A 15,059-nucleotide genomic window follows, 5' to 3' on the forward strand; every position below is an offset into this window, starting at 1 on the left:
CCGTCCAAATGGAATTGTTCGATCACCTTGCCCTGGGATTCTCCACGGCATTGTCCCTGCAGAACCTCGCGTACGCCTTCCTCGGCTGCGTGCTGGGGACGCTGATTGGCGTGCTGCCGGGCCTTGGCCCCCTCGCCACCATCGCCATGCTGCTGCCGGTCACGTACACGCTGCCCCCGGTGGCTGCGCTGATCATGCTGGCTGGTATCTACTACGGCGCCCAGTACGGCGGTTCCACGACCGCAATTCTGGTGAACCTGCCGGGTGAGTCGTCGTCGGTGGTGACCACCATCGATGGCTACCAGATGGCGCGGCGTGGCCGTGCCGGCGTGGCGCTGGCCACTGCCGGTCTCGGCTCGTTCTTCGCCGGTTGCGTGGCCACGCTGATCCTGGCCGCCTTTGCAACGCCGCTGTCGGAACTGGCGTTCAAGTTCGGCCCCGCCGAGTACTTCTCGCTGATGGTGCTGGGCCTGATCGGTGCCGTGGTGCTGGCTTCGGGCTCGCTGCCGAAGGCTGTGTCGATGATCGTGCTGGGTCTGCTGCTGGGCCTGATCGGCACCGACGTGAACTCGGGCGCGGCGCGCTTCTCGTTCGACGTGCCTGAGCTGACCGACGGTATCGACTTCGTCGCGCTGGCCATGGGTATGTTCGGCTTCGCGGAAATCATCGCGAACCTGGAGCAGAAGGAAGCCCGGGAGACGTTCACGAACAAGGTGACCAACCTGTTTCCGACCAAGGAAGACTTCAAGCGCATGATTCCGGCGGTGCTGCGTGGCACGGCCCTGGGTTCCGCGCTGGGTATCCTGCCGGGCGGCGGTGCGGCACTGGCTTCGTTCGCGGCCTACTCGCTCGAGAAGAAGACCTCCAAGTACGCGCATGAATTCGGCAAGGGCGCCATCGAAGGCGTGGCAGGTCCGGAATCGGCCAACAACGCGGCGGCACAGACCTCCTTCATCCCGCTGCTGACGCTGGGCATTCCGCCCAACGCGGTGATGGCGCTGATGGTAGGCGCGATGACCATCCACAACATCCAGCCCGGTCCGCAGGTGATGACCAGCAACCCGGCGCTGTTCTGGGGCCTGATCGCCTCGATGTGGATCGGCAACCTGATGCTGATCATCCTGAACCTGCCGATGATCGGTATCTGGGTGAAGCTGCTGACCGTGCCGTATCGCTTCCTGTACCCCGCGATTCTCGTGTTCTGCGGCATTGGCGTGTACTCGGTCAACAACCAGACGTTCGACGTCTTCATGGCTGCCGGCTTCGGCGTGATCGGCTATCTGTTCCTGAAGCTCAAGTGCGAACCGGCACCGCTGCTGCTCGGCTTCGTGCTGGGGCCGATGATGGAAGAGAACTTCCGCCGCTCGCTGCTGCTGTCGCGTGGTGACTTCACCGTGTTCGTGACGCGCCCGCTGTCGATGGGCCTGCTGATTGCCGCTGCCGCACTGGTGGCCGTGGTGGCACTGCCGTCGATCAAGGCCAAGCGCGAGGAAGCGTTCCAGGAGGAATAGCGCTCCGTGGCGCGCTCCTGAGTAACACCGGCTTTTGCCGGGCACACAACGCAAGCTTTCGGGGTGCCTCGCGCACCCCGTTTTTTTAAGGACTTTCCAAAGCGACTGCGCCCATGATCACGCCTTCGCTCGACCGGGTCGTTTCCCGGCTCTATATCCTCAAGCTCGTTCAAGCCAGCCCGTCCACCGTCTTCAGTCTGATGGAGCGGCTGCGCGAGCGCGGCATCGACAAGAACATCCGCGCACTGCGGCCCATTCTGCGCAGCCTGATGATCGCCCGCTCGATCACGGCGGAGCTGGTGGAAGGTAACGGTCGCGTCTATACCATCACCGACAGCGGCCGCGCCGAACTGGATGCCTACCTGTCGCATCTCGACGTGCTCAAGTCAGACCTGCCGGGCGCCGGCAACCACGCGCAAAAGAAAGACGCCGCCTGAAGCGGCGGCGTCCTTGGCCCGAGGAGAGGGCTCTTGCCATGTGGCGAGGCTTACTGGCTGACCAGTTCCTGCGCCGTGGCGTTGCTGGTGCTGCTCTGTGCCACCAGGACCTTGATCTTGTTCGGCACCACGGCGCCAAAGCCGTCAGCCGGGATCGTGGTAATCAGCCAGTCATCGTTCTTGTTCACGGTCAGTGCGCCCGAGTCGAAGATCACGGTCTTGGTGCCGGCCGTGGTCACGCGCAGGCGATAGGTGCCACCATCCACATAGATTGAATCCTGGCCTGAGGCCGGCACTGCGCTCTTGTAGCCGATGGCGGCGATGGTCGGCGTCACGGCCGCGATATCCTGCGCCGGCGTGGTCAGGTACATATCCACGTTCTGCGCATTGATCGAGGCATTCAGGCCGCGGATACGTGCTGAGGTGTCCAGCAGGCCCTTGCCGTACGGATCATCGATCTGCAGCACGTCGGCCGACGTCGTGCCAGGCAGCGCCACCACGGTGTATTTGTGGCCGGTGTGCGCCGAAACAGTGGTCGAGCCGATCTGCGTGGACGTACCGGCGAGGTTGAACGCGAACAGGTTGTTGCCTTCCTCGACGTTGAAATAGCCCGAGACCGTCTTGTAGGGGATGTTGGTCAGCGAGGTCTGCGCGCCGTTCTGCAGCACGTCGACGTTGGGGCCGGCCGTCACGGCGTGGATGACGCGTACCGAGGGCTTGCTCAGGCCCACGCGGTCGTCGATGCCGTCATCGCCGCCACCGCAGGCTGCGAGGACTGCCGTGGTCGCGAGCGCCAGGCCCAGAATGATGTTCCGCTTGAATGCCATAGTTGTTCACCTCTTTTACGTTGGGATCATTGGGGCGCGCGGGACGCACACGATCTCACACCAGCCCAATGCGCCGGTGCTCTCTCGAATGGCGATGGTGGCGTGCCGCGCGGGCAATCGTTGCTAGTTGCTCTGCTGGCAGCCGTGCGTGAATGCGCTTGCCTGATGCAACGATAGGCATGCGGGAAGGTGCGGGACAGCCGGGCACCTCCGATATCAATGTCGGAGAATTCCCACAGTTCGGTTACAAAGCTGATACAAGTACACGTAGTGCCGCGTGCATCAGGCGTGCCGAATGCCGCGCAAAGCCGAGGCGCGAAGCATGGGCCGAAGGGGGCGGGTAGTTCTTACACGGCGCCGGGCGTTGTCGGCCTTTGAGGCGGGAGGGGTGGCGCGCGGCGCGGTGCCGCGCGCGTGGAAATACTTACACCATCACGACCTGATTGCGGCCATTGCGCTTGGCCTGGTACAGGCCGGCATCCGCTGCCTGCACGAGACGGCTGGCATCGCCATTCTCATCGGGCACGATCACGGCGCCGCCGATGCTGATGGTCACCATGTCGCTGGTAGGCGACCCGCTGTGCGGAATCTGCAGAGACTCGATCGCGCGCCGCACCTTCTCCGCGAGCAGCCTTGCGCCGCCCGCCGACGTGGCCGGCAGGATCATCGAGAACTCTTCGCCTCCGAAACGCGCGGGCAGGTCCGCCGGCCGCGCGCAGTTGTCGCGAATCACGCCCGCCACGCGGCGCAGCACCTCGTCGCCAGCTACGTGGCCGTAGGTGTCGTTGTAGGCCTTGAAGGCATCCACGTCGATCATCAGCAGTGCCAGCTGCGTCTGCTCGCGCTGCGCGCGCCGCCACTCGGCGCTCAGGTATTCATCGAAATAGCGGCGGTTCGAGAGCCCGGTCAGGCCGTCGGAGTTGGTCAGTCGCTGCAGTTCCAGGTTGGTTTCGAGCAATTGCTGCTGGCTCTGCCGGAGTGCCCGATACGCTTCGTCGCGCTGCAGCAGGTTCAGGTAGGAGCGCGAGTGATAGCGGATGCGCGCCACGAGCTCAATGGTGTCCGGCAGCTTCACGAGATAGTCGTTGGCGCCCGCCGCGAACGCGGCGCTCTTCATCGTGGCCTCTTCCTTGGTGGAGAGCACGATGATGGGGATGTCGCGCGTGCCGGGGTTCTCCCGATAGCGCCGCACGAGCGTCAGGCCATCGGTGCCCGGCATCACCAGGTCCTGCAGGATGACGGTCGGCTGCGTGCGCTCCGCCACGGCCACGGCCTCGTCCGGCTGCGCGCAGTAGTGGAAGTCGATGTCAGGCTCGCCGGCCAGCGCGCGGCGCACCGCTTCGCCGATGATGGCCTGGTCGTCGACCAGCAGCACCATCGCCATGTACTCGTTATTGGCGCCTTTTGCGCTATTGGCCGCCGCATCGGCCGGTGGGTTAGGTCTTGGCATTTTCATGCATCCTGTGCTTTGTTCTTGTTCTGTTGACCGCCGCCGCACGCCTTGACCAGCCGCGCGGCAATCCGGGGTAATGGCAGGATCTCTGCAGCGGCGTCGAGCGCCGCAGCCGCCTTGGGCATGCCGTACACCGCGCTGGTGGCCTGGTCCTGCGCAATGGTCAGGTAGCCCCGGTCACGCATGGCCTTGAGGCCGCGGGCACCGTCGCGGCCCATGCCGGTGAGCAGCACGCCGACCGCCTCGCCGCGCCAGTGCTCCACCACCGATTCGAAGAAGACGTCGATGGAGGGCCGGTACAGGTAATCGCCCGGCTCCGGGGTGTAGGCCATCCGCGCGGCATGCACCAGCCGCAGATGATCGTTCGTGCCAGCCAGGACGACGGTGCCGGTCTGCGGCCTCTCGCCGGCGCGCGCGATGCCCACCGGCAGCGCGCATTGTGCGTTGAGCCACTCGGCCATGCCGGGCGCGAACGCCTCGTCCACGTGCTGCACGGCGACAACCGCCGCGCCGAAGTCAGCCGGCAGCGCGCCCAGCAGCGTGGCCAGTGCAGCCGGCCCGCCCGCCGAGGCGCCGATGGCCACGAGGCGTGGCGCGGCCGGCGCGGGTGTGGCCGCGGTCAGGGAATGCGATGCGATCGCGCGGCCGTTCAGCAGCCTGGCGATATTGCGGATCTTGCGCAGCAGCGGCCCTGCCGCGAGTTGCGTGTCCGGCTCGGCCAGCGTGGGCGTGTCCACCGCATCGATCGCGCCATGACCCATCGCCGCGAACACCTGGTCCGCGTTGCGCCCGAGATCCATCGTCACCACGACGATCGCGCACGGCGTGGCGGCCATGATGCGCCGTGTGGCTTCCACGCCATCCATGACCGGCATCAACAGGTCCATCAGGATCAGGTCCGGCGTTTGCGTGGCGGCCATGCGTATGGCCTGCTCGCCATCGCCAGCTACCCAGATGATCTCGTGCGTGGCATCGAGCGCGATGGCGCGCCGCAGCGCCGCCACGGCCAGAGGGGAATCATTGACGATACCGATCTTCATGCACGTGCCTCGCCGATGAGATCCAGCACGGCGTCCAGCAACGCCGTGTCATGGAAACTGCCTTTGGCCAGATAATAGTCCGCGCCGGCCTGCAATCCGCGTTCGCGGTCCTGCTCGCGGTCCTTGTACGACACGATCATCACCGGCATCTGCCGCAGGCGCGGCTCCTCCCGGATGCGGCTGACCAGTTCGATGCCGTCCATGCGCGGCATGTCCACGTCCGTGATGACGAGGTCGAAGGGCTCGGCGCGCAGGACGTTCCAGCCATCCATGCCGTCCACGGCCACCGCCACATCGTAGCCGCGCCCGGCCAGCAGCTTGCGCTCCAGCTCGCGCACGGTCAGGGAATCGTCGACCACGAGCACGCGCTTGCGGCGGACGTCGGCGGCGCCGGCGCCAGCCTGGCGCACGCGCTCGATCCGGCCATCGGACACCAGTTTCTCGACCGAGCGCAGCATGTCCTCGACATCGAAGATCAGGACGGGCGTGCCGTCGTCGGTCAGGCTGCCCGCCGCGATGTCCTTGATCTTGCCCAGCGCCTGCGCCAGCGGCTGCACCACCAGCATGCGTTCGCCCAACAGGCGGTCCACGGCAATGCCATAGACACGATCCTGCTCGCCGATGATGACCACGGGCACGGTGTCGGCGTCCTGCGTGGCCGTCTCGGGCCGCTGCAGCAACTGCGCCGCGCTGACGAGGCCGACGGGCCGGCCGCCATGGCGGAAGTGCTGGTGCTGCTCCACCTGCTCGATCTCGTCCCGGCGTACCGCCACGGCACGCATGACGTGCCCGAGCGGGAAGGCATAGGCTTCGCCGGCTACTTCCACCAGCAGCGTGCGCACGACGGACAGCGTGAGCGGCAGTTCGAGATGGAAGTGGAGCCCGCTGCCGGGCTGCTGCGAGAGCCGCAGGCTGCCGCGCACGGCGCGCACCATGTCCTGCACGGCGTCCAGCCCGACGCCGCGCCCCGAGACATGAGACACCGTCTCGCGCAGGCTGAAGCCGGGCAGCAGCAGGAATTCGAGCAGCTCGGTCTCGGACATCCGCGCCGCCGTCTCGGGCTGGGCCAGGCTGCGGCGCACAATGGCATCGCGCAGCGCGTGGAAATCCACGCCGGCACCATCGTCGAAGATCTCGATGACGAGACGCCCCGCGTTATGGCGCGCATGCAACGAGACGCGTCCTTCCTCTGGCTTGCCGGCGGCGCGGCGTACCTCGGGCGGCTCGATGCCATGATCCACCGCGTTGCGCAGCAGGTGGGCCAGCGGGGCGTCGAGCTGCTCGAGGATGTCGCGGTCCACCTGGGTCTGCTCGCCCGCCAGCGTCAGGTGCACCGGCTTGCCGAGCGCGCGGCCGAGGTCGCGCACCATGCGCGAATAGCCCATGATGCCGTCCGAGAGCGGCCGCATGCGGCAGGACAGCGCGGTGTCGTAAAGCTGGCGCGACAGCCGGCTCGCACGGTGATCGTACTGGTCGATTTCCTCCACGCGCTGCGAAAGCTGGCCATGGCTCTCCTCAAGCAACTGGCGCGCTTCGGCCAGCGCCGCCCGCAGCCGTGGCACGGTACCGTCGGCACTGGCCAGCAGGGCCTGCAGGCCGTCCAGCGCCTGGAGCGCGCGCATCTGCTGGCGCCGCGCCTGTTGCATGGCGCCGCCGAACGGGCGCAGCCAGTGCGTCTCCACCATCGCTTCGCCAGCCATGGCCAGCAGCCGGTCCAGCCGGTCCGCGTTGACGCGCAGCATGCGCTCCTGCGTGTCAGCAGTGGCCGGCATGGCCGGAATGGCCGGAATGCTCTGAGCGGCGGGCGGGACTTCGGCGACAGGCGCCTCGGGCGTTTCCACGGATACCGCCGGCATCCGCGTGGGCGCAGGCTCCGGGTCGGTGCCGTCGAGCAGCGCGTTGAGGCGCGCGACGCACGCGTCGATCTCCGCCAGTCCTTCCCGCTCGGGCCAGTCGAGGGCGCCGCCGGGGGGGTGGCCGATCCGTTGCAGCAGGTCGGTGCCCTGCAGCAGGGCGTCGATGTGGGAAGGCGTCAGCAGCAGGCCGCCGCGCTGCGCGGCGACGAGGCAGTCTTCCATCACATGCGCCACGCGCACGCCGCCATCCAGCCCGACAATGCGCGCCGCGCCCTTGAGCGAATGGGCGGCGCGCATGCACGATTCCAGGTGCGCGGCCGCAGCGGGCTCGCGCTCGAGCGCCAGCAGGCCGGCGTTCAGGATTTCCGCCTGCGCGTCCGCCTCGAGCGCGAACAGCTCGAGCATCGAGGCATCGCGGAGCTGTTCGGGATTCATGACAGGCTCCGCGACAGGGCCTGCCGCAGCAGGTCGGCGTCGAGCAGGCCGACTGTGTGGCCCTCATGCTCGAACAATGCCCGCGTGTAGTGTGCGGAGGCGCGCGCCAGCGTGGCCGGCAGCGGCAGCAGTGCGGTGTGGGGCACGTGCTGCACGCCCGCCACCTCGGCCACCGGCAGCGCAATGGCATTGCGCCCCTGGCCCAGCATCAGGAACCGCCCCGTGCGGCTGGTATCGGTCGTCGTGCCGCCGAACAGCAGCGCCAGCGACACGCAGGTCAGCAGCGCCCCGCGCACTGAGGCCACCCCGACCAGCGCCGCGTGACGGCGGTGCGGCAGCGAGTGGATTGGCGCCGGCGCGGTGACTTCGCCGAGCACGGCGGTCGGCAGCGCGAGCCATTCGTCGCCCACGCGGAAGACAACGCACGACTGGCCCGCCGCGCGATCGACGTGGGAGGCGCCCCCGGCAGGTTGATCCAGCGTGGCGGCATCTACGAGATCGTCGACGGCCAGCGCGTCGAGCAGCGCCGTGGCGGCCTGCGCGTAGGTCGGGCAGTTGCGGCAGTGGACGTGCGTCACCAGCAGCGGACAGGAAGCGTCGCCGGACACGCCGATGCGTCGCCAGCAATCGTCGATGGCCGCAAGGTTCGGCAGCCGGGTCGCGGAGGTTTCAACCATGGCTCATGCGGGCGTGGCGTTGGGCGCGCTCGCGCAGGCGGGCGGCGCCGCCGGCATCGCCCTCGCTGTCGAGCAGGGCGGCAAGGTGGTAGAGCGCTTCCTCGTGGCCGGGTTCGAGGTACACCGCCTTGCGGTAGGCGGCATGCGCATTGGCTACATGGCCGGCGGCGTCGTGCAGCACGCCAAGCAGGCAGTAGGCGTTGGCGGATGGGCCGCGCTGCGCCAGGAATTGCTCGCACGCGACGGTGGCGCCGGCCAGGTCGCCACGGTCGGCAAGCGCGGAAATCGCGGTGAGCGCATCGCTGCCGGCTTGCGGCGCGGGCGGATTCACGCGCGTGGCGGCGGGCGGTGTGGCGCGCAATGCGGGGGCAGGCTGGGGCCGGCGCGCCGGCACAGTGGGGGAGGGTGGCAGCGGCGCGCGCGGCAAGGCCGGCGCCAGGGACGCCGGCACTTCCCGTGCGGGCGGGCGCACCGGATGGGGATGGAATGCGAAGGCGAGCGGCACCCCGGCGCTGGCGAGCCCTTCACGCGTCAGCAGGCTGGCTTCTGCCGGGCCGACGAAGACCAGGCCGTCCGGGCGCGTCAGGCGTACCAGCGCCTGCGCCGCGTGGCGCTGCGTGTCCGGGTCGAAATAGATCAGCAGGTTGCGGCAGAACACCACGTGGTAGGGCGGCTCGGCAGCGAGCAGCGACGGATCGAGGAGATTCCCCGGCAGCAGCCGGACCTGCGCCCGGACGTTATCGGCAATCTGGTAGCCCGCCGCCACGGGCGTGAAGTAGCGCTCGCGGAAGTCCAGCGGCCGGCCCCGGAAGGCGTTGTTGCCATAGTGGCCGGTGCGCGCGCGCTCCAGCGCCCGGGCGCTGACATCCACGGCATCCACGCGAAACCGCTCGGGCGGCACGCCCGCGTCCAGCAGCGCCATGACGATGGAGTACGGTTCCTCGCCGGTGGAGCAGGGTGCGCTCAGCACGCGCAGCATCGGCACGCCATCGCCAAAGCTGCGGTGGGCGGCAAAGCTCGCCATGGCCAGCAGCGCTTCACGATGGCGGAAAAACCAGGTCTCCGGCACTACCACGGCTTCGATCAGCGCCTGCAACTCGTCCGGCACCGCGTGCAGCACGTTCCAGTAGTTGCCAAGGTCGGTGGCCCCCACGGCGATCTGGCGCTCCAGCACGGCACGCGCGATCGTGCCGGTGCCGACGGCGCCCGCATCGAGCCCGATGCGTTCCTTCAGCAACACTTCGATGGGCGTGAGCGGGTGCGGGGCGTCGGTCATGCCGGGGCCGGATCGGGAAACAGCAGGTCATGCACGGCATCGGGCAGCAGCGCCCCCACGCGCACCCATTGCACGAGGCCGCGGGTGTCGTGCAGCACAGGTCCGAGATAGCGCACCGGGGCAGGGTCGATGCCGCTGTCGACGAAGGCGGCAGCATCGGCGCGCAGGGTTTCCGTGGCGTATTCGAGCCGCAGGCCGAGCAGGCGCGCGGGCTGGTCGATGACATGCCTGCCGTGGGTAGGGCGGCGGTAGTGCACCAGTACGGTCCGCGTGCTCTTGCGCGCCACGGCGGGCGTACCTGTGGCCAGCGCGGGGATGTCGATCACGGGTACCGGCTGCCCGTGCCGCACCATCAGCCCGCCAACCCATGCCGGCGCCCCCGGAATCTGCTTGAGCGTGGTCAGCGGCAGCACCTCGGCTACCTCGGCGGTATCGAGTGCGTAGTGGTCAGGACCGATGCGGAACAGCAGGAAGAGGGCCATGGCGGGACATGCGGGTCGTGGAGCCGGCGCTCACACCTTGAAGCGCGAGACGCCGCTGCGCAGTTCGTTGGCGACGAGGGTCAGTTCGTCGATGGCCTGGCTCGACTGGCGCAGCGACTCCACAGTCTGCTGCGCGGCTTCGGACAGCTGCATCAGCGCCTGGTTGATTTGTTCGGCGCCGCCGGCCTGCGCCTGCATGCCCTCGTTCACCATCTGCACGCGCGGTGCCAGCGACTGCACCTGGCCGATGATCTGGGAGAGCTGGTCGCCCACCTGGGTGACCTCTGACATGCCGCGCCGGACTTCCTCCGAGAACTTGTCCATGCCCATCACGCCGGCGGAGACGGCCGACTGGATCTCGCGCACCATCTGCTCGATATCGTAGGTGGCAACGGCGGTCTGGTCCGCCAGGCGCCGGATCTCGGTGGCCACCACGGAAAAGCCGCGCCCGTACTCGCCGGCCTTCTCGGCCTCGATGGCGGCGTTCAGGGACAGCAGGTTGGTCTGGTCCGCCACGCGGGCGATGGTGGTCACCACCTGATTGATATTGCCGGCGCGCTCGTTGAGCGTGGCCAGCCGGGCGTTGACCGAGCCGGCGGCCTCCATCACATGGTGCATGGTGGCCTCCATGCGCGACAGCCCGACCTGCCCGGTGCCCGCCAGCCCGGCGGTCTGTTCGGCGGCGTGGGAGACTTCGCCCATCGTCCGCACGAGGTCGCGGGAGGTGGCCGAGATCTCGCGCGAGGTGGCGCCGATCTGGGTCGTGGTGGCGGCGGTCTCGGTGGCCGTGGCCTGCTGCTGGCGGGCGGTGGCGGCGATCTCGTTGACCGACGTGGTGACCTGGATGGCCGAGCGCTGCGCCTGGCCGACCAGCGTGGTCAGCTCGCCGGCCATCTGGTTGAAGCCTTCCTCGACGGCCAGGAACTCGTCGCGCCGCCCCAGCGCCATGCGCTGGCGCAGGTCGCCGCCGCGCATGCCGGTCAGCAGCGAGACGATGCCGCCCATCGGCACGGTGATCGAGCGCAGCAGCAGGTAGCCGCAGACCGCGGCCACGACCACCGCGAGCCCCAGCGCCACCTCGATACTCGTCTTGGCGCCTTCCACGGCGTTGGTGATGTCCTTGGCGGCGTCGCTGGCGATGGCGTTGTTGTCATCGACCAGCCCCTGCAGTGCCTTGCGACCGTCGAGCCAGACGTCGTGCGCCTGGCCGCGCAGCGCGGCTTCGGCGGTGGCGGTGTCCCGCCATTTGGTCGGATCGAGATACAACTGCGCCGATTGGTCATATCGGGTGTGAAGTTCCTTGAACGCCGTGAAACGGGCGCGATCGTCCGCGCGCACGATGGACGCTTCATACAGCAGTTCCAGACGGTGGAAGCGCTGGGTGGCGTCCTGGTGCTGGGCCAGCAGGCGGCCGCGCTGGGTGGCGTCCTCGGTGGTGACGATCTGCCAGGCCAGGACGTAGAACTCGCCCCAGATGCCGCGCATGCCGGCGCTGTAGTTCAGGCCGGGCAGGGCATCGTTGCGCATGACATCGCTTTCATGCTCGATGGCGGACAGGCGGTTGTAGGCGACCACGCCCATCAGTGCCATGACAAGGAGAATGAGGCTGAAACTCGCCAGGATGCGCGAGCGTAGGGTCCAGTTGTTCACGGTCGGGTCCGCGTTGGTCTTCTTGAATTGGCCGCTGGCAGGTTTCGCGGCGGGGCGCTATCGGCCGGAAGGCGGATGGCGCCCCGGGTGCGGCAGGCGTTTGCGGCGTAGGGTACTGTATGCGTCCGGCGCTGACAACGTCGGCCGGCGCCGGACGGACGCCCGCCAGCCCGCGCCGTTGCGCGGTTGCGCCGCATTTCTGTACCGCTTGATTTTTCCATGGTTTTCGTCACACTTGCCAAATAGCTTGAGCGGGAACTATGTTCATCACAACTGATAGGGCAGGGATGGTGGCCAGGTCGGAGGTACAGGCGACTGGCGCCTTGCCGCCGGCGGATCTCGATCCGCTGACCGGCGTGGTCGCTCGCCAGGCATACTTGACGCGACTGGAGGCGCGCCTGCGCAGCGAGGCGCCGCCACGCTTTGCTTTGCTGCTGGTGGGCATCGACGACTTCCGCGCCTTCAATGACATGCACGGGCATGCCGAGGGCGACGCCATTCTCCAGGGCGTGGCCCGGCGGCTGGCCGACGCCTCCCCGCGCGACGCCATCATCGGGCGCGTGGGCGGCGACGAGTTCGGCGTGCTCCTGACATCCATCTCGGACCCGACGCTGGTGCGCCATGTGAGTGCCGCCATCCTGTCGATGCTGTCCGCCCCCTATGAAATGAACGGCCGCCGGCACCATGTGCTGGCCAGTATCGGCGCCTGCGTGATGCCGGCTGGGGGCGAGAATTCGTCCGATGTGCTGGCGGCGGCCAGCCTGGCGCTGGCCCGGGCCAAACACGACGGCGGGCGGACCATCCGCTTCTTCAAGCCGCAGATGCGCACGGACGTGACCACGCGGCTCTCGCTGGTGCAGGCGCTGCGCGAGGCCTATGCCCAACGCCAGTTCGAGTTGCTCTATCAACCCCAGGTGGACCTGCGCGATGGCCGCGTGGTGGGCGCCGAGGCCCTGATGCGCTGGCGCCATCCCACCCTGGGCCTGCTGACGCCAGCCGCCTTCATCGACGCCCTGGCGGCCAGCAGCGTGGCCGGGGACGTCGGCATGTGGCTGCTGCATACGGCCTGCGCCCAGGCGCGGGCGTGGTCGCTGACCTTCGCCGAGCCGCCGCGCGTGGCCATCAACCTGTTCGCCGCCCAGTTGGCGGAAAGCCGGCTGCTGACCGAGGTGCGCCATGTGCTGCGCGCGCTGGAGCTGCCGGCGAAGCTGCTGGAGATCGAAATCACCGAGACCATCGCCCTGCAGCAGGGCGACGACGTCTCCGACCAGCTCCAGGCCCTGCGGCGCGACGGCGTGACGCTGACCTGCGACGATTTCGGCACCGGCTACGCCTCCCTGAGCTTCCTCAAGACGTTTCCCGTGGACCGGCTCAAGATCGACCAGTCCTTTATCCGCAATGTCACCCAGGACGACGTGGACGCCGCCATCGTCCGCTCGGTCATCAATGTGGGCGAAAGCCTGCGCATTGGCGTGGTGGCGGAGGGGGTGGAGACCGCCGAGCAGCGCGATTTCCTCCTCGCCAACCGCTGCATCGAGGCGCAGGGGTATTTCTATGGCCGCCCGATGCCGCCTGACCGGCTGACCGACTTCCTGCGCAGCCAGCCGCGCTGACCGCCAATGCTGCGTTGCAGCAAACCAGTTGCGCTCCCCGGCGCCCTGTCAGCATCTGCAAGACTTGTTTCCGCGCATATCCGCCCGACCTCCGGACGGCGCCGGGGAAATATGTGCTTACAAAGTCAGGTCCGCAAGTCGCGTTCCCTGCCGTTATCCGATATACGGTGACAGTACGGCGACGCCCCCCAAGCGCGGTGGGCGTCCGGAACAGAGATGACTCGCACGATGCAACCCTTTGATCGCCCGGTTTCGGCTTCGGTTTCTGCATGGCCGCGCCGGCTGGCGCCGCTTGCCGGGATTGGCCTGGCCGCCGCGCTGGTGGCGCATGGCTTGATGGCGCAGGCCCAGGATTACGCGCCGCCCGGCTACGCGCAGGGCACCGCCGACGGCTCCGTCCTGGGCAACCCCGACGCGCTGGCGCCGAACGGGCAATATGCCGATCCGTCGTCCCGCATCGCCACGCTGACTGACGTGGCCGGTGGCATCAGCTTCGCGCCGGCCGGCTCGGACGAGTGGGCGGCCATCGGCCTGAACCGGCCCGTGACCACCGGCGACCGGCTCTGGGTCGATCCGGGCGGCCGGGCCGAAGTGCATGCCGGCACCACCACGGTGCGGCTGGGCGGCGCCACCGCCGCCAGCATCCTCAATCTCGACGACGACACCACACAGGTCAAGCTCACCCAGGGCTCGCTGCAACTGCGCGTGCGCGCCCTGCCGCAGGGCCAGCGGGTGGAAGTCGATACGCCGAACCTCGCCTTCGTGCCCAATGAACCGGGCGATTATCGGATCGATGTCTCGCCCGATGGCAGCACCACGCTGGTCAGCATGCGCCACGGCAGCGCGGTCCTGTATGGGGATTCGCGCTCGATCGAGCTGTCACGCGGCCAGCGCATGCGCTTTGCCGGCACCGACCTTGCCGATGCCGGCGCGGGCGCGTACCCGCCGCCCGACGGCTTCGACCAATGGACCGCCGCGCGCGACGCCCGCGAGGATCAGTCCGTCTCCGCGCGTTACGTGCCGCGCGAGATGACCGGCTACGCCGCACTGGACGACTATGGCGACTGGCAGCAGGACGCCGGCTACGGCGCGGTGTGGTTCCCGCGCGCGGTGCCGTCCGGCTGGGCGCCGTACAGCACCGGGCACTGGGCCTGGGTGGCGCCGTGGGGCTGGACCTGGATCGATGACGCGCCGTGGGGCTTCGCCCCGTCGCACTATGGCCGCTGGGCCCATTTCGGCAACCGCTGGGGCTGGGTGCCCGGCCCGGTCAGCGTGCGCCCGTGCTATGCGCCGGCCGTGGTCGGCTTTATCGGCGGCAGCGCGGCCACCATCCGGATTGGTGGCGGCCCCGGCGTTGCCTGGTACCCGCTCGGGCCGCGCGACGTCTACCGTCCGGGCTATCGAGCCAGCCAGAACTATGTGTCGCGGATCAACTACGCCCCAATCCACCACTATGGCCGGGGCGGGGACGGCCGCGACCGCGACCGGGAACGCTGGATCAATCGCAATGTGCCGGGCGCCATCACGGGCATGCCGTCGCGCAATTTCGTCGAAGGACGGCCCGTGCCGCGTGGATCCCACCACGATGCGTGGCGGACCCTGCCGGTGGGCGAGGGCCGGGGCGCCCCGCCAATGGCTCCGGTCAAGCGTAGTTATATAGGCGGGGCGCCAACGCGTGCGCTGCCGCCGATGGCGCGGCAGGGGTTCGAGCGGCAGGCCATCGCCACGCACCTGCCGGGCCGGCCGGCGTTCGACGACCGGCGCCCGGGGCGCCCGCCGTCGCAACAGGCGGGGCAGGCGGG

Annotated in this window: 12 protein-coding genes; 4 read left to right on the forward strand and 8 right to left on the reverse strand. The window is 68.6% G+C overall.

From position 1 onward, the window contains the following. The first annotated feature begins 8 nt into the window (after positions 1 to 8). Both KHO18_RS24265 and KHO18_RS24270 read left to right on the forward strand, forming a co-directional pair. Entirely contained in the window at positions 9 to 1,511 is a 1,503-nt protein-coding gene (locus tag KHO18_RS24265) for a tripartite tricarboxylate transporter permease (RefSeq protein ID WP_144196359.1), read from the forward strand. Between the two features lie 113 nt (positions 1,512 to 1,624). Next, positions 1,625 to 1,948, forward strand: coding sequence for a helix-turn-helix transcriptional regulator (locus KHO18_RS24270; protein ID WP_092294482.1), 324 nt, complete (start codon positions 1,625 to 1,627; stop codon positions 1,946 to 1,948). Positions 1,949 to 1,998: 50 nt separating this feature from the next. Here the strand turns inward: KHO18_RS24270 and KHO18_RS24275 are convergent, their stop codons facing one another. From KHO18_RS24275 to KHO18_RS24310, 8 genes are all read right to left on the reverse strand, one after another. Further along, positions 1,999 to 2,775 carry a DUF4397 domain-containing protein gene (locus KHO18_RS24275; RefSeq protein ID WP_144196360.1) on the reverse strand — a complete coding sequence of 259 codons (777 nt, stop codon included), beginning with the start codon at positions 2,773 to 2,775 and terminating at the stop codon, positions 1,999 to 2,001. Positions 2,776 to 3,199: 424 nt separating this feature from the next. Beyond that, positions 3,200 to 4,225: a response regulator gene (locus KHO18_RS24280; protein ID WP_211944033.1), complete on the reverse strand. Its 1,026-nt coding sequence runs from the start codon at positions 4,223 to 4,225 to the stop codon at positions 3,200 to 3,202. Positions 4,226 to 4,227: 2 nt separating this feature from the next. Further along, positions 4,228 to 5,268: a chemotaxis response regulator protein-glutamate methylesterase gene (gene cheB / locus KHO18_RS24285; RefSeq protein WP_144196362.1), complete on the reverse strand. Its 1,041-nt coding sequence runs from the start codon at positions 5,266 to 5,268 to the stop codon at positions 4,228 to 4,230. Continuing rightward, positions 5,265 to 7,559: a hybrid sensor histidine kinase/response regulator gene (locus KHO18_RS24290; RefSeq protein WP_211944034.1), complete on the reverse strand. Its 2,295-nt coding sequence runs from the start codon at positions 7,557 to 7,559 to the stop codon at positions 5,265 to 5,267. The genes cheB and KHO18_RS24290 overlap by 4 nt, the downstream gene beginning before the upstream one ends. Further along, a complete protein-coding gene (locus KHO18_RS24295; protein ID WP_144196364.1) occupies positions 7,556 to 8,236 on the reverse strand; it encodes a chemotaxis protein CheW in 681 nt (226 codons plus the stop codon). The genes KHO18_RS24290 and KHO18_RS24295 overlap by 4 nt, the downstream gene beginning before the upstream one ends. Continuing rightward, the gene (locus KHO18_RS24300; RefSeq protein ID WP_211944035.1) at positions 8,229 to 9,512 is read right to left on the reverse strand and encodes a CheR family methyltransferase; all 1,284 of its coding nucleotides are present in this window, start codon (positions 9,510 to 9,512) and stop codon (positions 8,229 to 8,231) included. The genes KHO18_RS24295 and KHO18_RS24300 overlap by 8 nt, the downstream gene beginning before the upstream one ends. Further along, a complete protein-coding gene (locus tag KHO18_RS24305; protein ID WP_211944036.1) occupies positions 9,509 to 9,994 on the reverse strand; it encodes a chemotaxis protein CheW in 486 nt (161 codons plus the stop codon). The genes KHO18_RS24300 and KHO18_RS24305 overlap by 4 nt, the downstream gene beginning before the upstream one ends. Positions 9,995 to 10,024: 30 nt before the next feature. Beyond that, on the reverse strand, positions 10,025 to 11,644 hold the full coding sequence (locus KHO18_RS24310) for a methyl-accepting chemotaxis protein (protein WP_211944037.1): 1,620 nt from the start codon (positions 11,642 to 11,644) through the stop codon (positions 10,025 to 10,027). A 287-nt stretch (positions 11,645 to 11,931) separates the two neighbouring features. On the opposite strand from KHO18_RS24310, the gene KHO18_RS24315 reads away from it, so the two are divergent. Both KHO18_RS24315 and KHO18_RS24320 read left to right on the forward strand, forming a co-directional pair. After that, a complete protein-coding gene (locus tag KHO18_RS24315) occupies positions 11,932 to 13,257 on the forward strand; it encodes a putative bifunctional diguanylate cyclase/phosphodiesterase (RefSeq protein ID WP_144196368.1) in 1,326 nt (441 codons plus the stop codon). A gap of 228 nt (positions 13,258 to 13,485) precedes the next feature. Beyond that, the coding region (locus tag KHO18_RS24320; RefSeq protein ID WP_322791034.1) for a DUF6600 domain-containing protein at positions 13,486 to 15,059 on the forward strand (1,574 nt) is incomplete at its 3' end.

The sequence above is a fragment of the Cupriavidus campinensis genome, from assembly GCF_905397395.1.
Lineage (GTDB): Bacteria > Pseudomonadota > Gammaproteobacteria > Burkholderiales > Burkholderiaceae > Cupriavidus > Cupriavidus campinensis.

Excerpts from the sequence above, each read along its gene's own strand:
- KHO18_RS24265 (WP_144196359.1), top strand. The coding sequence starts at position 9 with ATGGAATTGTTCGATCACCTTGCCCTGGGATTCTCCACGGCATTGTCC.
- KHO18_RS24270 (WP_092294482.1), top strand. The coding sequence starts at position 1,625 with ATGATCACGCCTTCGCTCGACCGGGTCGTTTCCCGGCTCTATATCCTC.
- KHO18_RS24275 (WP_144196360.1), bottom strand. The coding sequence starts at position 2,775 with ATGGCATTCAAGCGGAACATCATTCTGGGCCTGGCGCTCGCGACCACG.
- KHO18_RS24280 (WP_211944033.1), bottom strand. The coding sequence starts at position 4,225 with ATGCCAAGACCTAACCCACCGGCCGATGCGGCGGCCAATAGCGCAAAA.
- cheB (WP_144196362.1), bottom strand. The coding sequence starts at position 5,268 with ATGAAGATCGGTATCGTCAATGATTCCCCTCTGGCCGTGGCGGCGCTG.
- KHO18_RS24290 (WP_211944034.1), bottom strand. The coding sequence starts at position 7,559 with ATGAATCCCGAACAGCTCCGCGATGCCTCGATGCTCGAGCTGTTCGCG.
- KHO18_RS24295 (WP_144196364.1), bottom strand. The coding sequence starts at position 8,236 with ATGGTTGAAACCTCCGCGACCCGGCTGCCGAACCTTGCGGCCATCGAC.
- KHO18_RS24300 (WP_211944035.1), bottom strand. The coding sequence starts at position 9,512 with ATGACCGACGCCCCGCACCCGCTCACGCCCATCGAAGTGTTGCTGAAG.
- KHO18_RS24305 (WP_211944036.1), bottom strand. The coding sequence starts at position 9,994 with ATGGCCCTCTTCCTGCTGTTCCGCATCGGTCCTGACCACTACGCACTC.
- KHO18_RS24315 (WP_144196368.1), top strand. The coding sequence starts at position 11,932 with ATGGTGGCCAGGTCGGAGGTACAGGCGACTGGCGCCTTGCCGCCGGCG.